Source organism: Pseudomonas sp. MWU12-3103b, assembly GCF_023100615.1.
GTDB classification, from domain to species: Bacteria; Pseudomonadota; Gammaproteobacteria; order Pseudomonadales; family Pseudomonadaceae; genus Aquipseudomonas; species Aquipseudomonas putida_A.
The window spans coordinates 144,904-165,099 of sequence record NZ_JALMEY010000002.1 but is presented as its reverse complement, the minus strand read 5'-3'; the positions used below and the strand labels follow the sequence as shown (position 1 = coordinate 165,099).

20 protein-coding genes are annotated in these 20,196 nt (G+C 61.8%); 10 read left to right on the top strand and 10 right to left on the bottom strand.

Features of this window, described 5'->3' with window-relative positions:
• The first annotated feature begins 11 nt into the window (after positions 1-11).
• Genes M0808_RS04515 through M0808_RS04505 form a run of 3 tightly spaced genes read left to right on the top strand, consistent with a single transcriptional unit; the run spans position 12 to position 2,127 of the window.
• Positions 12-899 carry a DUF692 domain-containing protein gene (locus M0808_RS04515; RefSeq protein ID WP_247840080.1) on the top strand — a complete coding sequence of 296 codons (888 nt, stop codon included), beginning with the start codon at positions 12-14 and terminating at the stop codon, positions 897-899.
• Positions 896-1,654, top strand: coding sequence for a DNA-binding domain-containing protein (locus tag M0808_RS04510; RefSeq protein WP_247840078.1), 759 nt, complete (start codon positions 896-898; stop codon positions 1,652-1,654). Before M0808_RS04515 ends, M0808_RS04510 begins: the two co-directional genes overlap by 4 nt.
• Complete coding sequence (locus tag M0808_RS04505) at positions 1,651-2,127, top strand: DoxX family protein (RefSeq protein ID WP_247840076.1); 477 nt, start codon at positions 1,651-1,653, stop codon at positions 2,125-2,127. The genes M0808_RS04510 and M0808_RS04505 overlap by 4 nt, the downstream gene beginning before the upstream one ends.
• A gap of 107 nt (positions 2,128-2,234) precedes the next feature.
• Here the strand turns inward: M0808_RS04505 and M0808_RS04500 are convergent, their stop codons facing one another.
• On the bottom strand, positions 2,235-3,149 hold the full coding sequence (locus tag M0808_RS04500; RefSeq protein ID WP_027614374.1) for a LysR family transcriptional regulator: 915 nt from the start codon (positions 3,147-3,149) through the stop codon (positions 2,235-2,237).
• Positions 3,150-3,252: 103 nt separating this feature from the next.
• Here M0808_RS04500 and M0808_RS04495 point away from each other — a divergent pair, with 103 nt between their 5' ends.
• From M0808_RS04495 to M0808_RS04485, 3 genes are all read left to right on the top strand, one after another.
• Positions 3,253-3,852, top strand: a complete 600-nt coding sequence (locus M0808_RS04495) for a short chain dehydrogenase (protein WP_247840074.1) — start codon at positions 3,253-3,255, stop codon at positions 3,850-3,852.
• A gap of 59 nt (positions 3,853-3,911) precedes the next feature.
• A complete protein-coding gene (locus tag M0808_RS04490; RefSeq protein ID WP_247840072.1) occupies positions 3,912-4,565 on the top strand; it encodes a hypothetical protein in 654 nt (217 codons plus the stop codon).
• Between the two features lie 97 nt (positions 4,566-4,662).
• Complete coding sequence (locus M0808_RS04485; RefSeq protein ID WP_247840070.1) at positions 4,663-6,276, top strand: NAD(P)/FAD-dependent oxidoreductase; 1,614 nt, start codon at positions 4,663-4,665, stop codon at positions 6,274-6,276.
• A gap of 139 nt (positions 6,277-6,415) precedes the next feature.
• Here the strand turns inward: M0808_RS04485 and M0808_RS04480 are convergent, their stop codons facing one another.
• Positions 6,416-7,516: a PLP-dependent cysteine synthase family protein gene (locus M0808_RS04480; RefSeq protein ID WP_247840068.1), complete on the bottom strand. Its 1,101-nt coding sequence runs from the start codon at positions 7,514-7,516 to the stop codon at positions 6,416-6,418.
• Between the two features lie 329 nt (positions 7,517-7,845).
• Between M0808_RS04480 and M0808_RS04475 the strand changes: the two genes are divergently transcribed.
• Positions 7,846-9,039, top strand: coding sequence for an S-type pyocin domain-containing protein (locus M0808_RS04475; protein ID WP_247840066.1), 1,194 nt, complete (start codon positions 7,846-7,848; stop codon positions 9,037-9,039).
• An 11-nt stretch (positions 9,040-9,050) separates the two neighbouring features.
• Positions 9,051-9,302 (top strand): pyocin S6 family toxin immunity protein, encoded by a 252-nt coding sequence (locus M0808_RS04470; protein ID WP_027614368.1) that lies wholly within the window; start codon positions 9,051-9,053, stop codon positions 9,300-9,302.
• Positions 9,303-9,376: 74 nt separating this feature from the next.
• On the opposite strand, the gene M0808_RS04465 is transcribed toward M0808_RS04470, so the two are convergent.
• Positions 9,377-9,841, bottom strand: a complete 465-nt coding sequence (locus tag M0808_RS04465; RefSeq protein ID WP_007969461.1) for a glycine zipper 2TM domain-containing protein — start codon at positions 9,839-9,841, stop codon at positions 9,377-9,379.
• Positions 9,842-10,008: 167 nt separating this feature from the next.
• On the opposite strand from M0808_RS04465, the gene M0808_RS04460 reads away from it, so the two are divergent.
• Positions 10,009-10,245, top strand: a complete 237-nt coding sequence (locus M0808_RS04460) for a hypothetical protein (protein ID WP_096797521.1) — start codon at positions 10,009-10,011, stop codon at positions 10,243-10,245.
• A gap of 5 nt (positions 10,246-10,250) precedes the next feature.
• Here M0808_RS04460 and pdxH read toward each other — a convergent pair whose 3' ends face one another.
• The 5 genes from pdxH to dinG form a co-directional block, all read right to left on the bottom strand.
• Positions 10,251-10,898 (bottom strand): pyridoxamine 5'-phosphate oxidase, encoded by a 648-nt coding sequence (gene pdxH / locus M0808_RS04455; RefSeq protein ID WP_098967557.1) that lies wholly within the window; start codon positions 10,896-10,898, stop codon positions 10,251-10,253.
• A 24-nt stretch (positions 10,899-10,922) separates the two neighbouring features.
• Positions 10,923-12,059, bottom strand: coding sequence for an OmpA family protein (locus M0808_RS04450; protein ID WP_247840064.1), 1,137 nt, complete (start codon positions 12,057-12,059; stop codon positions 10,923-10,925).
• A 113-nt stretch (positions 12,060-12,172) separates the two neighbouring features.
• A complete protein-coding gene (locus M0808_RS04445; protein WP_134785587.1) occupies positions 12,173-13,318 on the bottom strand; it encodes a serine hydrolase domain-containing protein in 1,146 nt (381 codons plus the stop codon).
• A gap of 214 nt (positions 13,319-13,532) precedes the next feature.
• A complete protein-coding gene (locus M0808_RS04440) occupies positions 13,533-16,028 on the bottom strand; it encodes a beta-galactosidase (RefSeq protein ID WP_247840062.1) in 2,496 nt (831 codons plus the stop codon).
• Between the two features lie 92 nt (positions 16,029-16,120).
• Entirely contained in the window at positions 16,121-18,265 is a 2,145-nt protein-coding gene (dinG, locus tag M0808_RS04435) for an ATP-dependent DNA helicase DinG (protein WP_003222341.1), read from the bottom strand.
• A gap of 99 nt (positions 18,266-18,364) precedes the next feature.
• Here dinG and M0808_RS04430 point away from each other — a divergent pair, with 99 nt between their 5' ends.
• On the top strand, positions 18,365-18,829 hold the full coding sequence (locus tag M0808_RS04430; protein WP_247840060.1) for a DUF2269 family protein: 465 nt from the start codon (positions 18,365-18,367) through the stop codon (positions 18,827-18,829).
• Between the two features lie 180 nt (positions 18,830-19,009).
• Here M0808_RS04430 and M0808_RS04425 read toward each other — a convergent pair whose 3' ends face one another.
• Entirely contained in the window at positions 19,010-19,768 is a 759-nt protein-coding gene (locus M0808_RS04425; RefSeq protein WP_098967549.1) for a hypothetical protein, read from the bottom strand.
• The gene (locus M0808_RS04420; protein WP_027614360.1) at positions 19,761-20,036 is read right to left on the bottom strand and encodes a DUF1145 domain-containing protein; all 276 of its coding nucleotides are present in this window, start codon (positions 20,034-20,036) and stop codon (positions 19,761-19,763) included. Before M0808_RS04420 ends, M0808_RS04425 begins: the two co-directional genes overlap by 8 nt.
• Positions 20,037-20,196: the final 160 nt, after the last annotated feature.

Here is a 20,196-nt window from a genome sequence, read left to right as displayed (position 1 = left end):
GAGTGACGCCCATGTTCACCACCAGCGAACCTGTCCCACCGCGCACTCGGGCAGCCCTCTGCGGGCTCCCGCCCCGCGCGGGGCTGGGGCTCAAGACCGGGCACTTTGTTGAAGTGCTCGGCACCCAACCGGACATCGGTTTCTTTGAAGTCCACGCCGAAAACTACATGGTCGACGGCGGTCCGTTTCATCATTTTCTCGGCTTGATCCGCGAGCAGTATCCGCTGTCGCTGCACGGTGTCGGGCTGTCCATCGGGGCCGAAGGGCCATTGGACATTCAGCACCTGCAACGCCTGCAAACACTGATCGAGCGTTATCAACCGCAAGCCTTTTCCGAACACCTGGCCTGGTCGAGCCACGGCCCGGTGTTCCTCAATGACCTGCTGCCGCTGGCGTATGACACGCCGACGCTGAACCGCGTCTGCGAACACATCGATCAAGTGCAGAACAGCCTCAAGCGGCCGATGCTGCTGGAGAATCCAGCGACCTATCTCGGCTTCGAGCGCTCGACCATCGACGAGCCGGCGTTCATCACCGAGGTGATCCACCGCAGCGGCTGCGGTTTGCTGCTCGACGTCAACAACGTCTACGTCTCGTGCATCAATCATCAACGCGATCCACTGACCTACCTCGACGCGCTGCCGTTGCACGCGGTTGGCGAGATTCATCTGGCCGGGTTCGCCGAAGATGCCGACAGCCTCGGCGACCGTTTGCTGATCGACGATCACGGCGCGCCGATTGATGACGCGGTCTGGGCGCTATACCGACAGGCGCTCGAACGCGTTGGCCCGGTGGCAACCTTGATCGAGCGGGACAATCAGGTTCCGGCGTTCAATGTGCTGCTGGCCGAGGCGCAGCAGGCCGAAGCGTTGTTGCTGCACGCTGGGAGTCGGCCATGAGCACGCAAGCCGACTTCAGCGCCGCCCTGCTCGACACTCGCCTGCCCTGCCCCGCCGGCCTGTGCAGCGCCAACGGTGCCGATCCTGCCAGCCGATTCTCGGTGTATCGCAATAACGTGCAAGGTTCGTTGATCAACGCGCTGGCCGACAGTTATCCGGTGGTGCAGCAATTGGTCGGCGAGGAATTCTTTCGTGGCATGGCCGGCATATTCATCCAGCAGCAGCCGCCGCACAGTCCGTTGATGAGCCGTTACGGCGACGGTCTGGCGGACTTCATTGACGCATTCGAACCGGCGGCCGAGGTGCCGTATCTGGCCGATGTCGCACGGCTCGAACGCTTGCGCACCCGCGCTTATCACGCCGCCGATGCCGCGACGGTCAGTGCGCAACAGATCAGCGCTGCACTGGCCGATCCGCAAACACTCGCCGAACTGGACATCACCCTGCATCCCTCGCTGCACCTGCTCGATTCGGCTTACGCGGTGGTTTCGATCTGGGCGGCGCATCAAGGAGAAGCGACGCTGGCAGGCATCGACATCCATCAAGGGCAACACGCACTGGTGCTGCGCAACGGTCTGGAGGTCGAGGTGTTTGCCCTCGATCACGGCGCCAGCGTATTCATCCGCCATCTGCTCCATCACCGACCGCTGCTGCAAGCCGCGCAAGACAGTCCACCTTTCGATCTGCCGCAGACGCTCGCCCTGCTGATCGGCCACAACGCCATCACCGACCTGAACACCAAGGTATCGCCATGAACAACCTCATCATTCGCGCCATCGGATTAATGGAAAAAATCCCCCACAGCCTGATCGCCTTCATCGCGCGATTCTCGATTGCCGCGGTGTTCTGGAAGTCCGGGCAGACCAAGGTCGAGGGGCTGGCCATCGACTTGATCGACGGCACCGTTCAACTCGGCTGGCCACGCTTGGCGGACTCGACGATTCCGTTGTTCCAGAGCGAATACCACGTACCGCTGCTGGCACCGGAAGTCGCTGCACACATGGCGGCGTTTGCCGAACACTTTTTTCCGGTGCTGATATTGATCGGCTTCGCCACGAGGTTTTCGGCGCTGGCGCTACTGGGCATGACGCTGGTCATCGAGGTGTTTGTCTACCCCGATGCCTACCCGACCCATGGCACCTGGGCGGCAGTGTTGCTGTACCTGATGGCGACCGGACCGGGGAAATTGTCGATTGATCATCTGATCGCACGACGTTTTGTCAGCTGACCACAAACTGTAGGAGTGAGCCTGCTCGCGATAGCGGTAATCCAGCCAACATTTCTGTTGAATTTGCTTACGCAATCGCGAGCAGGCTCACTCCTACAGAAAATGAGTTAGCGCTGAAGTCGATCCAACGCCTCGCCGCTGCGTTTGAACCAGCCAATCAGATAATCCGCCAGCACTTGCGTGCGTTTGGGCAAACCGCCCTGGTATGGGTGCACCAGATACATCGGCATCCGGCGCGTCTGAAAATCGCGCAGCAGCCAGCGCAACCGGCCATCAGCCAACTCCGTTTGCAGCAGGTACGACGGCAATCGTGCGATACCGGCGCCGGCCAGTGCGGCTTTCTTCAGCAGGTTGTAATGGTTGCTGGCGAACGGCCCCGACACCCGCACCCGCAGCAATTCGTGCTGTTGGTGATACAGCCATTCCTCGCGACCACTGTAGTGGCTGTTGAGCAGGCAACGGTGTTCGGCCAGCTCCTGCGGGGTCAGCGGTTCGCCGAACTGTTCTAGATAGGCCGGGCTGGCGCAGGTCATTTCCTGCCACGCCAGCAGCGGCTTGGCCACCAGCCGCTCGTCATTGGCCACCTCGGAGCGAATCGCCAGATCGAAGCCATCCCGGGACAGGTCGCGATAGTGGTTGTTCAGCTCCAGCTCAATCAGCACCTCGGGGTATTTCTGCGAGAACTCCAGCAGCAAGCCATCGAAAAACGTTTCCCCCAGCGACACCGGCACCGTCATCCGCACCGGGCCGGCCATGTCGTCCTTCAAACGCGCCAATGCCTGCCGCGCGCGCTCCACCTGGACGACCAGCGCCTGCGCCTGTGGCAGCAAAGCGGCGCCGGCGGCAGTCAGGCTCAAACGACGCGTCGTGCGTTGCAGCAACACCACCGAAAACTGCGCTTCCAACTGGCTGATGCGCTTGGACAACTGGCCCTTGCTGCAACCCAGTTGCTGCGCCGCCAGGGTAAAACTGCCGGCCTCGATCAACACCGCGAACGCCGCCAGATCATCCATTTCGCTCATGGATTGTTTCCATTTGAAAACCAAAGGTTGCCTATTAGTGCGCTTATCCGCAGAAAAAACCACTCTAGACTGAAACCTCGTTCAACCCATTGAGGAACAGCCCATGAAGATTCTGTTGATCGGTGCCGCCGGCACCATCGGTTCGGCCGTGGATAAAGAGCTGAGTCAGCGTCATGAAGTGATTCGCATCGGTCGCAGCAGCGGCGACTTCCAGGTGGACATCAGCGACAGCGCGTCGATTCGCAAACTGTTCGAGCAAACCGGCAAGTTCGACGCGCTGGTCTGCGCTGCGGGCAATGTGACCTTCGCCCCTCTGGGCGAGATGAACGCCGACAGTTTTGCCCTGGGCCTGAAAGACAAGCTCATGGGCCAGGTCAACCTGCTGCTGATCGGTCGCGAATACGCCAACGACGGCGCCTCGTTCACCTTCACCACCGGCGTGCTCAGCCACGACCCGATCCGCTCCGGCGCCTCGGCGGCACTGGTCAACGGCGCCCTGGACAGTTTCGTCAAAGCCGCCGCCATCGAATTGCCGCGTGGCCTGCGCATCAACTCGATCAGCCCGACCGTGCTGCAGGAAGCGATGGGCAGCTACGCCCCGTACTTCCGTGGCTACAAGCCGGTTCCGGCAGCCGATGTGGCATTGGCCTACGCGAAAAGTGTCGAAGGCCTGCAAACCGGCCAGACCTTTCACGTGGGCTAAACCCTTGTGATCAACGGTCAGCCTGCGTAACGTGGCGGCACTTGTCTGGAGAGCCGAAGATGCGTGTTGCCCGTTCGTTGATCGTTGTTGCCCTGCTGCCGTTGTTCGCCGCCTGCCAATTGCTCGATGGCCCGCGTGAAAGCGCGTCCCACGTCGGGCAGACCCGGATGCAGGGGCAGTTGACGGCAGCCGAGGGCAAACTGGTGTTCCAGCCGTGTGGCGAACAGCGTCAGTACGTGGTCAACGACATCGGCGGCACCAGCGTGCTGCAAGAGGCTGCGACCCTCGCCGACCAACAGGGCAAGCTGTTTGCCGATGTGCGCGGCAAGCTCGTCGGCGACCGCCTCGACCTCGGCCAGTTGTACCGGGTCGAGCGCTCTGGCACTGCGTGCGATGACCCGAACTTCAAGCTGTTGATCCTGCGTGCTGCCGGCCACGGTCCCGAATGGAACGTCAAAGTCAGCGGCAAGGGCATGGTCATCGACCGCGAAGGCCAGCCGGCACTGGCCGTGCCTTATGTCGAAGAGCAACTGGGCGACGGTCGCTTCAACCTCAGCAGCGAAGCCAACAACCAGCGCATCGAGTTGTGGGTTGCGCCGCAACGCTGCGTCGACAGCAGCACCGGCAGCGTGCAGCACATGAGCGCCGAGCTGCGCATCGACGGCAAGGTCGAGCGTGGTTGCGGGTATTTCGGCGGATCGCGCAACGACTGAGCGTTTTAGCCTCACCGGATCCGGCCTTTGCGGCTTATAATCGCGGCCTTCAAACGCCCTGGCGCAGTTGTGCGCCCCGCGAATCCGGATCCTCGCCATGTTACGAATCACCGAACTCAAGCTGCCAATCGACCATCCCGAAGAAGACCTGCGTGCTGCCATCGTGCAGCGCCTGGGCATCGCCAGCGATGACTTGCTCGATTTCACCTTGTTCAAGCGCAGCTACGACGCGCGAAAAAAGTCCTCCGAACTGTGCTTCATCTACACCATCGACCTCAACGTGCGCGACGAGGCCAAGGTGCTGGGCAAGTTCGCCGACGACCGTAACGTCAACGTGGCGCCGGATGTCAGCTACAAATTCGTCGGTCAGGCGCCGAGCGACCTGAGCCAGCGCCCGATCGTGGTCGGTTTCGGCCCGTGCGGGATTTTCGCCGCCCTGCTGCTGGCGCAGATGGGCTTCAAGCCGATCATCCTCGAGCGCGGCACCGAAGTTCGTCAGCGCACCAAGGACACCTGGGGCCTGTGGCGTAAAAGCGTGCTCAACCCCGAGTCCAACGTGCAGTTCGGCGAAGGCGGCGCGGGCACGTTCTCCGACGGCAAGCTGTACAGCCAGATCAAGGATCCGAAGTTCCTCGGTCGCAAAGTCCTGCACGAATTCGTCAAGGCCGGCGCGCCGGAAGAGATTCTCTACGTCAGCAAACCGCACATCGGTACGTTCCGTCTGACCGGCATGGTCGAGACCATGCGTGAAGAGATCCGCGCCCTGGGTGGCGAAGTGCGCTTCCAGGAGCGCGTCACCGATGTGCTGATCGAAGACGGTCAACTGGTCGGCGTCGAACTGGCGAGCGGCGAAACCCTGCATTCGAAACACGTGGTCCTGGCCCTCGGCCACAGTGCCCGCGACACCTTCCGCATGCTTCACAGCCGTGGCGTGTTCATGGAAGCCAAGCCGTTCTCGGTGGGTTTCCGCATCGAACACCCGCAATCGCTGATCGACCGTGCGCGGCTGGGCAAATATGCCGGCCACCCGAAACTCGGTGCCGCTGACTACAAACTGGTGCACCACGCCAAGAACGGTCGTTCGGTCTACAGCTTCTGCATGTGCCCGGGCGGCACCGTGGTTGCAGCGACCTCCGAGCCGAACCGTGTGGTCACCAACGGCATGAGCCAGTACTCGCGTAACGAGCGTAACGCCAACTCTGGGATCGTCGTCGGCATCACCCCGGAAGTCGATTACCCGGGCGGCCCGCTGGCCGGTATCGAGTTGCAGGAGCGTCTGGAGTCCCACGCGTTCATCCTCGGCGGCAGCGATTACAAGGCCCCGGCGCAACTGGTCGGCGACTTCATCAACGGCACCCCGTCCACCGAACTGGGCGAAGTCGAGCCGTCGTACAAACCGGGCGTAGCCCTGGGCGATCTGGCCCTGGCGCTGCCGGACTTTGCCATCGAAGCGATTCGTGAAGCGTTGCCGGCGTTCGAAAAGCAGATTCGCGGCTACTCGCTGCACGATGCGGTCTTGACCGGGATCGAAACCCGCACCTCGTCGCCGCTGCGCATCACGCGTAACGAGTCGCTGCAGAGCATGAACGTCAAAGGTCTGTTCCCCGCGGGTGAAGGTGCGGGTTATGCCGGCGGGATTCTGTCGGCGGGGGTCGACGGGATTCGGATTGCCGAGGCCGTGGCGCGCGACATTCTCGGTCTGGAAGCCTGATACATCTGTCTTGAAGTAACACCAACCTCCTGTGGGAGCGGGCTTGCTCGCGAAGGCGCTGTGTCAGTCGACGACAATGTTGACTGACACAGCGCCTTCGCGAGCAAGCCCGCTCCCACATTGGTTTCCGAGTCTGGCTTTAGATATTTGCGCGCAGCACTGTGGTTGGCAGCGGCTCACCCCGTTCGGCACTCGCCGCCACCGCCGCAATCAATCCCTCCAGCTCATAGCCCTGCGCCTTGAGCCACGTCTGATCGTAATAGGTGTCGGCATAGCGCTCGCCGCCATCGCACAAAATCGCCACGATCGACCCCGACTCCCCCGCCGCTTTCATCTGCTGCGCCGCCATCAGCGCGCCGATCAGATTGGTGCCGCTCGACCCGCCGACATGCCGTCCGAGACGCTGCGCCAGATAATGCATGGCCGCCAGCGACAAGGCGTCCGGCACCTTGACCATCGCATCGATGACCTTGGGCAGGAACGACGCCTCGACCCGTGGCCGGCCAATGCCTTCGATCCGCGAACCGCAGTCCAGACGCAGGCTCGCGTCACCGGTCTGGTAGTAATCGAAGAACACCGAGCGCTCGGCGTCGGCGCACAACACGCGGGTGCAATGCTGGCGATAACGCACGTAACGACCCAGGGTCGCGGTGGTGCCGCCGGTGCCGGGGCTGGAAATCAGCCAGCTCGGTTCCGGATGTTTCTCGAAACGCATCTGCTGGAAGATCGACTCGGCGATGTTGTTGTTCGCCCGCCAGTCGGTGGCCCGCTCGGCATAGGTGAACTGGTCGATGAAGTGGCCGCCATGCTCGCGAGCCAGACGTTCGGATTCGGCGTAAATCTGCGTCGGATCCTTGACCAGATGGCTCTGGCCACCATAGAAGGCGATCTGCGCGATCTTCTCTTTCGAGGTGGTTGCCGGCATCACCGCAATGAATGGCAAACCGAGCATGCGCGCGAAATACGCTTCGGAAATCGCCGTCGAGCCGCTGGACGCCTCGATCACCGGCGCGCCGGGCTTGAGCCAGCCATTACACAACGCATACAGGAACAACGACCGCGCCAGGCGATGCTTGAGGCTGCCGGTGGGATGGCTCGACTCGTCCTTGAAATACAACTCGATGCCTGCAAACCCCGGCAGCGGCAAGGGGATCAGATGGGTGTCGGCGCTGCGCTGGAAGTCCGCTTCGATGATGCGGATGGCTTCGCGGGCCCACTGGCGGTTGTCGCTCATGGTCATGCTCTCGTTGAGTCGGGCAGGAGTAGCCTTGTCACAGGCTCAGTCCCCCAGCATAGGAAAAAACCGGCAAGGCTCACAGATACAGCTGAGGCTCAATTCATCCACCAACTGCCAGGTTCTGGGCAAATGGGTATCAGGCTTTTGCTGTAATTGCGCAGAACCTATCCCCCGTTCTTTGAACTGAAGCGGCCTGCTCGCCCCCCTGCCTGACAAATAGCGAACAATCCGCACTTAATCAAAGATCCGTCCTACAGCCAGCATTTGTCCGCTTCGTTAACGTCGCACAGCCCTTTCGAAGGGTTGTCGATGGATGAACGAAAGGACGCTCAGTGGCTCGCAACAAGGACATTCCCCGGGTCCCCAACCCGCCGGCGGGCGACGGTCATCACGTCACCTGGCGCTACATGACGGCCACTGAACTGGCCGAGCGCGACGCCCGACAAAATGCATACGACGCCATGCTGGCGCGGCAGGAGGCCTTCGAACGCAGTCGAGAGGTTGCGGCGAAAAAGCCTGATCCCGTACGCGCCGGGTGCGTGTTCGCCAAGTCCTGCAAATTGCCGGACGCGATCATCGACTACTCGAATCCTTCGGGGATGGTACCCACCGACAGCCTGAAAGATTACGGAGATCTGGTCCTGCTCGGCGGCCGTGAAGCCGATGACAGCGGCGGCGTTCCACTCAAGAAAATCAGCGGCACTGCCATCCCGGCAGGCCTGGGCACCTTCGCCCTTGCGGGTGAGGCGTTCAAGGCATTGCCCGCCATCGCTTCCGCCGCCGTTGTGACCCCTTTGGTCGGGCTGGTGGCGTTGCTCATGCCATCGAACCTGGGCGACAGCGCCCTCTACACCGAAGACCAGTTGCTCGCCCTCAGACAGGCTCGAACCCGCGTGCGCCTACATGTCGAACAACAGGCCGACGGCAGCCTCAAGGGTTATGGTTTCTACACCGGCAAGAATCGCGACTGGGAAATGGTCGATGTCGCGCAGTTCACCGCACGTGATAACCGCTTTGTCGCAGACCTCGGCGAAGGCATCGAACTGATCTGGACGCCCGCCGTGGACGGCTCCGACATCCTCGGCATCCCCGCGCTGGAGGCCGCTCCGCAGGCACCGCATATCTGGGTGTACCCACCAACGAAAGCGGCGGACGGGATTCTGGTGAATCCGGTTTATCCGCCGGAGTATCGGGATTTCATTCTGGTGTTTCCGGCGGATTCGGGGGTTAAGCCGGTTTACATTGTGCTCAGTCGAGCTCGCGACCATGCCTACTACGACCACCCGAAGACGCTACCTGCGTTTCCTGATGCAGTCAGAGTGAAGTCCAAGTCATCGGTTCAGGGTGGAGGAAAGCGGCGAGCACGCTGGGTAGACCGCAAAGGTCGGATCTATGAATGGGATTACAAAAGCAATGCTGTAGAAAAATACGACAAACTGGGAACCACTCATTTGGGTGAGTTCAATCATATTACTGGTGAACAAACCGGGCCTGCCGAGCCGGATAGAAGAACCTCTAGAAATTAAGGGACTAAAACATGCGTTACCTTTCAATAACCGGGTTTTACCCTGACGAATTCCAAGACAGCTCGCTACAGTTTGAAATGGATATCAACGGTAGCGAAATGAATGAAAAGGTTGCACAGCTCATTGAATCCAAGCCACTTAACGAACTGGAGCCTGGAGAGTTGTTATTGAGCCGGGATCAAGTAAGCGCATTGGAGGTCCTTCTGAAAGTCAGCTTCCCAAAGGGTCTGGAGTATTTTATGGGTACCTGTGCCCAGCACTAAGCAGTCGAATTGAAACAAACAAAAAACCCCGACCAGTCACCTGATCGGGGTTTTTCTTTACCGCTCGTTGCCGCTTAGTGCGAAACGCGGCTGGTGCCACCGACGGTGGAGATGCGCACGCGCTCACCGACACGGAACACTTCGTTTTCCTGAACCTGTTGCACGTAGGCGCGCATGCTGCCGTCGTCTTCGCGCACGGTGATTTCCACGCCCTGGGTGCGGGTCAGGCCTTCTTCAGTCGCCGAACCGATCAGACCACCGGCTACAGCACCGATGACCGCCGCCACGATGCTGCCTTTGCCGCCACCGATGGCGCTGCCGCCGACACCGCCGACCACTGCGCCTGCAGCGCCGCCGATCGGGGTCTTGGTGCCTTCGATTTTCACCGGACGCAGGGATTCGATGGTGCCCATGCGAATCGTCTGCACACGACGCGCTTCGTCACGGGAGTAGGAGTCACCGGTCAGGCTCGACTGGCAGCCGGTCAGCAACATCGCCATCGTGGAAAAGGAAGCAACCAGCAGAACAGACTTACGCATAGCATCAACTCCAAAAGAACATGTGTTCATTAAACCCCGCTGCTTGACGCCTGTCACGACGCAGCCCGGATAAACTTGATTTTATTCAGGCCCGGTACAGGCACCTGCAAACTCACCCAACAGTAGCGCCAAATCGCTCAATCCGCCCTGCCGACCCAAGGATTTTCATGGATTACCTGATCATTTTCGTCACCACCGTCGCCGGTCTGTACTTCCATTGGTGGCTGTACGTGCGGATCAAACGCTGGATGGATCGTGATCTGGCCCTGTCGCTGGCGGGCAAGGATGAAGACAAACGCGCCTTCATGCTGGAACGACTGGCCGATGCCCGCGTGCAGAAGATCAAGCGTCGGGACCTGCCGAAGTGGCTTGAGGCCGCTGCGGCAGGCTATCCCGCTCGGTAGACTGCTCAGGGCGCCAGACGTTCAAGAATCCAGTTGGCGCCCTGCTGACGGTAGTTCAGGCGATCGTGCAGACGACTTGGACGGCCCTGCCAGAACTCGATGCGCTCAGGCAGCAGGCGGTAACCGCCCCAATGTTCCGGGCAGTCGGGCTGGGTGTCGCTGAAGCGCTGTTCAGTCGCCTTGAGCAGATCTTCCAGCTCGCCGCGCCCGTTGATCACCCGGCTCTGCGGTGAGGCCCAGGCGCCGAGCCGGCTGCCCAGCGGTCGCACCTGATAATACGCGTCGGACTCTTGCGGCGTGACCTTGACCACCCGCCCTTCGATGCGCACCTGGCGCTCCAGGGTTGGCCAGAAAAATGTCATGGCCGCGAAAGGATTCGCCGCCAGATGCTGGCCCTTGGCGCTGTCGTAGTTGGTGAAAAAGGTGAAGCCCTGCGCGTCCAGGCCCTTGAGCAGCAGAATGCGGCAATGCGGTCGACCGTCCGCATCGACCGTGGCCAGGGTCATGGCGTTGGCCTCCACCGGTGCCTGTTCGGTTTTTACCGCGTCGGCAAACCATTGGTGGAACAGCGCAAACGGTTCGCCCGGGGCTTGCGCCTCGGTCAGTCCGTCCCGGGTGTAATCACGACGCATATCTGCCAGAGCCTGGGTCATGGCGCATTCCTTTTCGTTAGCGGATCACTGCTTGGAAGTATCGGTGGCGGCGACTTTCTTGTCAGCCGTTGCTGCTTTGGCTGGAGCGGTTTTCTTGGCAGGAGCTTTCGCCGGAGCCTTGGTTGCCGCCTTCTTCGCAGGTGCCTTGGCCGCCGCTTTCTTCGCTGGTGCCTTTTTGCTCGCAGGCACCGCAGCTTTCGCCGCTGCCGGCGCCGGGGTTACCGGTTTGGCTGCAGGCTTGACGTCCTGAGCCGCAATCATCGTGGTCGGTGCCGGCGCTGGCATGTTGTACTTGCTCAGCAGCGCAACCATGGTGTTTTGCGGGGTCACCAGCAGTTCGACGCGACGGTTCAGGGCACGGCCTTCGGCGCTGTCGTTGGCGGCACGCGGGGCATCGCCACCCATGCCACGCAGCATCAGGCGATCACGCTGCAAGCCGCTCAGACGGAAGATCGCCGCCACGGATTGGGCGCGCTCCTGGCTGAGTTTGACGTTGGCCGGCGCGGCACCGGTGTTGTCGCTGTGACCAAGCACCAGGACTGCGGTTTTCGGGTCAGCTTCGAGGATTTTCGCGACATTGGTGAACGGGCTGAGGGTCACCGGCAGCAGCATCGCTGGACGCTTCGGGTTGAACGAGCCTTCAACCGGCGCGATCACCACCAGCACGTTGTCACGGCGCTCAAGTTGCAGATTGCTGTCCTTGATCGCTGCACGCAGACGTGGCTCGTAGTCATCCAGCCAGGCCTGGGTGACTTTCGGGTCAGGCATCGGCACCACTTTGGCAGTCGATTGATCCTTGCCGCCGAACGGCCACCACCACTTCGTGCCGGTGTCGGCATCGGCCTTGGCCACTACCGCCGGTTTGGCTTCGGGTTTGACTTCGGGTTTCACCTCGGCTTTGGCCGCCGCATCATCGGAACCGCCGAACGGCCAGTACCAGTGGCTGCTGCTTTCAGTCTTGGCCACAGGTGCGGTCGCGGCAGGTTTGAGCGGCGCCGGGGCTGCGGCAGGAGCCGGGGCTGGGGCCGGCTCTTTGGCCGCCACTTTGTCGGAGGAACCGAACGGCCACCAGCTACCGCCGTCCGCATCGTTTTTAGGAGTCTGTGCACAACCGGTGATCGCAACACACAGGGCCAGGGCGAGAGTTTTTTTGGATGACATTGAAAATCCACAAAGTGAAGTAATGAAAAATCAGAGCTCTTTTGCCCGGATAAACTGACGCTTTGAATCGAAAAACCGGATCTGGTTCCAACCCTGGAACCTCATGTAAAGCTTTACAGACAAGTGGCAAGTACCCGCGCCAGTTGCTGCGCGCGCGGATCCATCAAGACGTACGGCCCAAGGGTATTTGTCACAAAACCGAACGCGACATCGTGCTCGGGATCAGCAAAACCCACCGAACCGCCCGCCCCCGGATGACCAAACGCCCGCGGGCCGAGGCCGTAGGTGGCGTTCGCCATGTCCGGTTGATCGAGCATGCAGCCCAGACCGAAGCGGGTGCGGGTCAGCAGGGTCTTGTCCTCGCCGTAGCTGTGTTCGCGGGTCAGCTCTTCGAGCATTTCGCTTTCAAGCAGGCTGCCGTCGAGCAAACCGGCGTAGAAACCGGCCAGGCTGCGCGCGTTGCCGTGACCATTGGCGGCCGGCTGCTGCATGCGGCGCCATTCCGGTTTGTTGGTGCTGGTGAGCACCGACGGCGGATTGGTGAAGGCGCGAGTGGTCATGGCGGTCGGTTCGCGCATGGTCACTTGCAACAGGCGCTGGGCCGCGGCATCGCCGACGTTGCCCTTGCCCCGAGCGATGTGCGCCACGCGGTAGAACTCTTCGTCAGCCAGGCCGACGTGGAAATCCAGCCCCAGCGGCTTGGCGACGCGGGCGACGATCGACTCGCCCGGCCCACGACCGTCAGCGCGACGCAGCAACTCGCCGACCAGCCAGCCGTAGGTGATGGCGGCATAACCGTGGCCGGTACCCGGCGTCCACCACGGCGCTTCGGCCGCGAGGGCATCAACCATGGTTTGCCATTCGTAAAGGGCAGCGGGCGCCAGCAACTCGCGCAGGGCCGGCAGACCGGCCTGATGGCAGAGCAATTGGCGCAAAGTGACGGATTCTTTGCCGGCAGCCGCGAATTCCGGCCAGTAGCGGGCAACCGGTGCATCCAGTTGCAGTTTGCCTTCGGCCACCAGTTGCAACGCCGTGACCGCAGTGAACGTCTTGGTGCAGGAAAACAGGTTGGCGATGGTGTCGCTGTGCCAGGCCTCGGTTCCGTCCTTGTCGGCCGTACCGGACCAGAGGTCGAGGACGGTTTCTCCGCCGACCTTGATGCACAGGGCTGCGCCGCGTTCCTGGGGATCGTCGAACAGTGCCGCGAAAGCCTCGCGCACCGCTTCGAATTGAAGCTCGTAATGTCCCTGAATCTGCACCCGCAACTCCCCCGCGAAAACGCTCTACAAAGTGGCCCGCATTGTTCCAGCCCTTGAGGGATTTGGGAACAGCTGCGGGCCGGACGGTTGAATGATGCGGTGACGCGGCTGACGCCTTCGCGAGCAAGCTCGCTCCCACAGAGATTCTTTGGTGTGGCAGAGATCCAGTGTGGGAGCGAGCTTGCTCGCGAAAAACGATAACGCGGTCTGAACCTTAATGACCATTGCCCGAATGCCCACCCACATGCCCGGCCCCCGGGCCTTTGCCGGCTTCACCCTTGCGCCCGCCCTCCGCTTCATGACCGGCGGCGGCCGCGGCCTTCTCAGCCTCTTTGCCCAACTGATCAACTGCCTGCAGGTTGCTCTTGCGTACCGCCTCGACAAAGCCCTGATACGGCAGATCGGTAATCCCCACCAGGCCGAAGTGCCCGTTCTCGCCATCGAGCAGACGCCCGGTCACCGGTTGATCCAGATACTGGAACCAGTGCACGCCGACAATCGACGGTTCACTCAACGCCTGTTTGAGGAAGTTGGCATACGCCGGGCCGCGATCTTCTTCCCGCGCCAGCTGCGTCACGCCACCCCAGAACGGGCCACGATCACTGGAGCCGAAGTTGAATTCGGTGATCAGCACCGGTTTGTCGAGCGCGCGCAGAGCGGCGAAGTCATAGCCGTCCTGCGGTTTCAACGTGTACATATTGAAACTCAACACGTCGCAATACTGCGCGCAGGACGCCACCGCTTCCGGGGTGCTGGTGGCGAAACGGCCACCGAGCAGCAACTGATTCGGCGCGTGCCATTTCAGCGAATCGGAGATGGTTTTGAAGTAGGTGTCGGCGAACACTTTCTGGAAGTATTTGAAGTCGTTTTCGATTTCCGGGTGCTCCGGATTCGGCATCGGCGGCACGAAACCCGGGTCTTCCATCAATTCCCACGCCGGCAGATCAATGCCCCACGCTTTCGACAGGCCCGCCTGATTGCGGTACTTGTCGCGCAGTTGCTTGAGGAATGCGCGCTTGGCCGGCACGTCGGTGGTCATTTTCAATGTGCCGTAGGCCAGGGCGTAGCGCGACTGCGGGTCGTCGCCGGGGCCGGCCCAGGCCAGTTCGTTGTCGGCGTAGTAGCCGATCAGCCACGGATCATCACGATGATCGCGGGCAGCAATGGCCACGGCACGCTCGGTGGCCATGGCGAAACGCGGGTCGAACGGGTCAGGCATGCCGCCCCACCAGTCGCTGCCGGTGCTGATGCTGGTGTAGTCGCCGACGATCGACAGCGGCAAGGTGTACGGCACCCGCTCGGCGTCGGCGAGCGAGTCGGCACTCCAGTTGCCGACGGTGTTGAAACCCCAGGCCTGCAGACGATCGAGGGTGTGCGTGGCCCACTTCTGCTGATCGACCGTGGCCTTGCACGGCGCAGCGACGGGTTGATCGGCAGCCTTTTCAGCAGTCGTCGCTACGGCGTCTGTTTTCGCCGCTGCGGCGACACCGGCCTTCGCCTCATTTGACTTTGGCACAGGCTCGGCAGCTTTTACTGCGGTTTCTTCAACCGCACCAGCCTTGGCCGCTTCAGCAATTCCGGCCTTGGTATCGCTGTCCGGTTTGCAGGGCTCGCCGTAAACCCGCTGCAGGTTGGCGCCATAGAAGTCGTACCAGCGCCCGTTGCCATAGCCGCGGCCCTGATCGGCACCGTTGCCGCCACGGTTGTCGCCCTCGCCGAAATGGCTGGCGAGCGGCTCGTCGGCCTTGGGCAGGGATTCGAACATCCACTCACGCCCGGCGACGTAAGTCTGGTTGACCTGCGGGCTGACGGTGTTCACCCCCAGCGAATAGAACGGATGCCCTTCAGGGGTCACCAGATACCAGCGACCGTCACGCTTTTCGGTGCGGAAAAAACCGCTGGCCTTGAACGCCGGGCCTTTATTCCAGCCACCGAACTTGTCCAGCGAGGACTTTTCGCGCTCGGCCAGCCAGGTTTTCAGCTGTTGCTGTTCCTTGGCGGCGGCGGATTTCAGTTGTTCGTCGTTGCTGATTTTTTCCGGCCATTTGCTGCGGGTCGATTGACCGTAGGCGTCCACCAGATTGCCGTAGACGGCCTGGGTCACAGCATCGCCGTCCTGCACGCCGAATCGCTCGAGCAGCAGGCTCTGCGCGGCTTTCGGCTGATCCATCCACAGACTCACCGACACCACCTGGCTGCGATCCAGTTCACCGCTGCTGCTGGCCAGCAGAATTCGCTGGCCATCGACAGTCATCGGCATCGGCGGCCCGGCCTTCATGCCCTGGCTCAGCGGCGAGGTCGCCACCAGCGGCACCAAAAGGGTTTGCGCTGGGCCGGCCGGCAGGTCGACGCGGCTGGTCAGGGTCTGGCCGTTGTTGCTCTGGATTTGCACATAGACCGTCACGGCCCAGTTCATTGCGCTTTGCAGACGCAGGCTCATCATGCCCGACTGCGACCAGTCCCAGGCGCCGGTTTGCGGAGTCAGACGCAGGGTCGGGCGAGCCACCGGGTTAAACGTCACCCGGCGCAGCACTTCACCTTCGGGGGTTTGCTCGGCGTTGGCTTGTGGCAGGTCAGTGTTTTCGGTGACGACTTTCACCACGTCGGCAGGACGGACGAAGTTGAACAGGGTCTGCTGACCGGCAGGCGCCGCCAGCAACGGGGCGGCGAAGATCAAGGCAAACACGGCAGGCAACGAGCGGCGAATCATAAGAACGGAGTTCTCCCTAACGACCAAAAGGCCAATGGAAAAGCATGGCAGAGAGATAGACAGCGCGGCGGGCAAAACTGCCCACCGTTGTCTCAGGATATTTCACGACGGAATGGCGGCAACGCATTGAGGATCGCCTTGCCGTAGCGCTGGGTGACCAGGCGCCGATCGAGCAAGGTGATGGTGCCGCGATCCTCTTCGGTACGCAGCAGACGCCCGCAGGCCTGAACCAGTTTCAGCGAGGCATCGGGCACCGAGATTTCCATGAACGGATTGCCGCCCCGGGCCTCGATCCACTCCGACAGCGCCGCCTCGACCGGGTCGTCCGGCACCGAGAACGGGATCTTGGCGATCACCACGTGCTCGCAGTAGGCGCCCGGCAAGTCCACGCCTTCGGCGAAACTGGCGAGGCCGAACAACACGCTGGAATCGCCGCCATCGACTCGCGCCTTGTGCTTGTTCAGGGTTTCCTGTTTCGACAGGTTGCCTTGAATGAACACTTGCTTGCGCCAGTCGCGGTCGAGGCCATCGAACACGTCCTGCATCTGTTTGCGCGAAGAGAACAGCACCAGCGTGCCGCGCGAGCCTTCGACCAGATCCGGCAACTCGCGGATGATCGCCGCGGTGTGAGCTGCGGCGTCGCGTGGGTCGGCCTTCAGATCCGGCACCCGCAGCACGCCGGCGTCGGCATGATGGAACGGGCTCGGCACCACGGCGGTGACGGCTTTTTTCGGCAGGCCGGCGCGCATGCGGAAACGGTCGAAAGTGCCCAGTGCCGTCAAGGTTGCCGAGGTCACCAGGCAGCCGTAGGCCACGTTCCACAGGCTGCGGCGCAGGGTCTCGGCGGCGAGAATCGGGCTGGCGTTAACCTCGATGTCGAACAGCGAACCGCTTTCGGCCAGGGTCAGCCAACGCGCCATCGGCGGGCTGTCTTCCGGGTCTTCGGCGGTGAACGCGGTCCACAACTCCCAGTTGCCCGACGCCCGCGACAACAGGCTGCCGAACAGCGGATACCACTCCTCGGCCTGATTGCTGGCGATGCCGATGTTGACCTCGCCGTCCATGCCTTCCTTGAGCAGGTCGGTCAGACGGGTGAACAGATCATTGAGCCGCGAGTAGCCCTTTTTCAGCTCGATGCCCATTTCGCGCATGTGCTCGGGAATCACCCCGCCGACGAAACGATGGCGTGGCCGCTCGCGGCCTTCGACGTCTTCGCCGGGTTTGAAATCGGCAATCTGCTCGCACGCGGTGAACATGAACTGCTGCTGGGTCTTGATCTCGCGCGCCAGCTCGGGCACTTGTTCGATCAGCTTGCCGAGATCGCCCGGCAACGGATGCTGGGCCAACAGTTTGGTGAGGTTCTTCGCGGTGGTTTCCAGCCAGTCGGCGGTGGAACGCAGCCGCGTGTAGTGGGCGAAGTGGCCGATGGCCTTGTCCGGCAGGTGATGGCCTTCGTCGAACACGTAAATGGTGTCACGCGGATCCGGCAGCACCGCACCGCCGCCGAGGGCCAGATCAGCCAGCACCATGTCGTGGTTGGTGACGATCACGTCGACCTTGCCCATGCCTTCGCGCGCCTTGTAGAAAGCGCATTGGCCGAAGTTCGGGCAGTGGCGATTGGTGCACTGGCTGTGATCGGTGGTCAGGCGCGCCCAGTCGGCATCTTCCAGCGCGTTGGGCCAGCTGTCGCGGTCGCCGTCCCATTTATTGCCGGCGAGCTTCTCGATCATGCTGGTGAACAGCTTCTGACTGGCCTCGTCGACCTCGATCTTGAAACCTTCCTCTTCGAACAACTGGGCGGTGGCGGTTTGCGCGTGGCCTTCCTGCAGCAACATGTCGAGCTTGGACAGGCACATGTAGCGGCCACGGCCCTTGGCCAGCGCAAAGCTGAAGTTCAGCCCGCTGTTGCGCATCAGGTCGGGCAAGTCCTTGTAGACGATCTGCTCTTGCAGGGCCACGGTCGCGGTGGCGATCACCAGGCGCTTGCCGGCCAGTTTCGCCGTCGGGATCGCCGCCAGGCTGTAGGCCACGGTCTTGCCGGTACCGGTGCCGGCTTCCACCGCGACAATCGCGGGGTCGCCACTGCGCCGGCCTTCGTCGTCGGTGTCGATATCCCCGAGGACTTTGGCGATTTCAGCGATCATCAGGCGCTGGCCGTAACGCGGCTTGAGGCTCTTGGCTTCAAGAAAACGCGAATAGGCGCCCTGGATCGTGGTTTTGAGTTCAGTGCTGATCATTGATTGTCGGGCGCTAAAAACGCTGGATAAATTTTCAGTGGTTTCGGATGGCGGCTATCATACCCCGCTAATTAATCCCGCGCAGAACGGAGTGCCCCAATGACACCTTTTAGCCTCGTTTATCCGCTGCATGTCCTGTCCGCCCTGGTCTGGGTCGGCGGCATGTTTTTCGCCTGGATGGTCCTGCGCCCGGCGGCTGTAAAGGCTCTCGACGGCCCTGGCCGCCTGACCTTGTGGGTGGAAGTGTTTCAAGGTTTTTTCCGCTGGGTCTGGGTCGCGGTGATCCTGTTGCCGATCAGCGGCGTGGGCATGTTGCATTTACAGCAGGTCGGTTTCGAGACCGCGCCGAAGTACGTCCAGGTGATGATCGGGCTATACGTGGTGATGACGGCGCTGTTCATCCGGATTCAGGGTTTGATGCTGCCGGAATTGCGTAAAGCGGTGGAAGCCAAGGACTGGCCGGCGGGCGCGGCAGTGCTGGGGCGGATTCGCCGGGTGGTGGGGATCAACTTGATTGTCGGTTTGGTGCTGGTGGCGATTGCCGCGGCGCGGCCGATGGTCTGACCCACCCCATTTTCTTGCGCTGTGAACACTGTTGTGGTGAGGGGATTTATCCCTGATGGCGCGCGAAGCGGCCCCAAATCAGCTGACGCGTTCAATCTGAAGAAACGCGGTATCTGGAGTGGGCTGCTTCGCAGCCCATCGGGGATAAATCCCCTCACCACAATTAAGAAATACGGTGTTTTAGAGGCGCTGCACAGTCACCGCCCCCGCCGCACCCACCGGCCCAGGCTGACCATCCGCCCCGGCCTTGCCGTTCTTGCCGCCATCGGCGCGATACACCAGGCAGCCCTTGGACTGGCCGCCCTTGCCCGCTTTACCGCCAACACCCGCTGGACCACCGGCGCCGCCCGCAACGTTGACCTTGATCAGCTCGGCCGGAAACTCGCGCGGCACTTCCAGACGCACCAACGCACCCGGTGCACCCGGCTGGCCGTCACTACCATTGCTGCCGTCAAAACCATGACCGGCCGCGCCCCAGGTACAGCCCGGATCTTCGCCGTTGCCGCCATCCAGGCCGACGAAACCCGGTGCGCCGGTGCCGCCACGGGCATCGACAAACAGTTTTGGCGCGTTCAGCGCCTTGAACTGCAAATTCAGATTGCGCCCGGCACGGGCAGCTTTTTCATAGGTGCCCGGCGCGCCGCGTGCGGTGATCAGGCTGCCTTCGGACAGTTCGGCACGAATGACTTTCATGTCCAGCGCCTGTTCACTCGGGACGATCGCAATGCGCGCTTCATGGCCCAGACGCAATTCACCGACGGTCAGCTCGGTCACATTGGCAGGAATCAGCAAGGTGCCGTAGTCCGCCACGTCCAGCCGTTCCAGCTGCAAGGTGCTGGCGGTGTTGGGCAAACGCATCAGGGAGTTGGTTTCGACGCTGACCACCTGGGCGCAGGCCAGAGGACTGATGAGTGCAGCGAGCAGGCAAAGTTTACGCATGGGAAGAAGCCTCCGGAGCGGCCGGGGCCGGGATGGTTTGCAGGTGAAAAACGCCGAACAGCAGGATGCGCAGACGGTCGCGCCACGGGTTGGGACGCCCTTTGAGGCGCGAGAAAAGCAACTCCAGCACATGCAGCGCCAGCAGCGAGGCACCGGCCAGATTGACCAGCGCATGCAGCGGATGCACAAACGGCAGCAGCAGATTGACCACCACCACGCACCAGAACAGCAGGGTCAGCAAACGCCCCAGCCCCCAGAAAACCTTCATACGCTCCCCCGTGTCGGAATTATTCTTTGGGCGCACAGTAACGGCTTACGCGGGGGATAAGCCAGAGGGGCAAAAGAAAAAAAATTTGTCAGTCGTCGGATCGCTGCCGGTTCGACGACGATCGTCGACCGGCAGCTCTAGCCTGCGGACTACAAACAAG

What these genes read in the sequence shown, in the direction of transcription:
- M0808_RS04515 (WP_247840080.1), top strand. Translation starts at nt 12, where the DNA reads ATGTTCACCACCAGCGAACCTGTCCCACCGCGCACTCGGGCAGCCCTC.
- M0808_RS04510 (WP_247840078.1), top strand. Translation starts at nt 896, where the DNA reads ATGAGCACGCAAGCCGACTTCAGCGCCGCCCTGCTCGACACTCGCCTG.
- M0808_RS04505 (WP_247840076.1), top strand. Translation starts at nt 1,651, where the DNA reads ATGAACAACCTCATCATTCGCGCCATCGGATTAATGGAAAAAATCCCC.
- M0808_RS04500 (WP_027614374.1), bottom strand. Translation starts at nt 3,149, where the DNA reads ATGAGCGAAATGGATGATCTGGCGGCGTTCGCGGTGTTGATCGAGGCC.
- M0808_RS04495 (WP_247840074.1), top strand. Translation starts at nt 3,253, where the DNA reads ATGAAGATTCTGTTGATCGGTGCCGCCGGCACCATCGGTTCGGCCGTG.
- M0808_RS04490 (WP_247840072.1), top strand. Translation starts at nt 3,912, where the DNA reads ATGCGTGTTGCCCGTTCGTTGATCGTTGTTGCCCTGCTGCCGTTGTTC.
- M0808_RS04485 (WP_247840070.1), top strand. Translation starts at nt 4,663, where the DNA reads ATGTTACGAATCACCGAACTCAAGCTGCCAATCGACCATCCCGAAGAA.
- M0808_RS04480 (WP_247840068.1), bottom strand. Translation starts at nt 7,516, where the DNA reads ATGACCATGAGCGACAACCGCCAGTGGGCCCGCGAAGCCATCCGCATC.
- M0808_RS04470 (WP_027614368.1), top strand. Translation starts at nt 9,051, where the DNA reads ATGCGTTACCTTTCAATAACCGGGTTTTACCCTGACGAATTCCAAGAC.
- M0808_RS04465 (WP_007969461.1), bottom strand. Translation starts at nt 9,841, where the DNA reads ATGCGTAAGTCTGTTCTGCTGGTTGCTTCCTTTTCCACGATGGCGATG.
- M0808_RS04460 (WP_096797521.1), top strand. Translation starts at nt 10,009, where the DNA reads ATGGATTACCTGATCATTTTCGTCACCACCGTCGCCGGTCTGTACTTC.
- pdxH (WP_098967557.1), bottom strand. Translation starts at nt 10,898, where the DNA reads ATGACCCAGGCTCTGGCAGATATGCGTCGTGATTACACCCGGGACGGA.
- M0808_RS04450 (WP_247840064.1), bottom strand. Translation starts at nt 12,059, where the DNA reads ATGTCATCCAAAAAAACTCTCGCCCTGGCCCTGTGTGTTGCGATCACC.
- M0808_RS04440 (WP_247840062.1), bottom strand. Translation starts at nt 16,028, where the DNA reads ATGATTCGCCGCTCGTTGCCTGCCGTGTTTGCCTTGATCTTCGCCGCC.
- dinG (WP_003222341.1), bottom strand. Translation starts at nt 18,265, where the DNA reads ATGATCAGCACTGAACTCAAAACCACGATCCAGGGCGCCTATTCGCGT.
- M0808_RS04430 (WP_247840060.1), top strand. Translation starts at nt 18,365, where the DNA reads ATGACACCTTTTAGCCTCGTTTATCCGCTGCATGTCCTGTCCGCCCTG.
- M0808_RS04425 (WP_098967549.1), bottom strand. Translation starts at nt 19,768, where the DNA reads ATGCGTAAACTTTGCCTGCTCGCTGCACTCATCAGTCCTCTGGCCTGC.
- M0808_RS04420 (WP_027614360.1), bottom strand. Translation starts at nt 20,036, where the DNA reads ATGAAGGTTTTCTGGGGGCTGGGGCGTTTGCTGACCCTGCTGTTCTGG.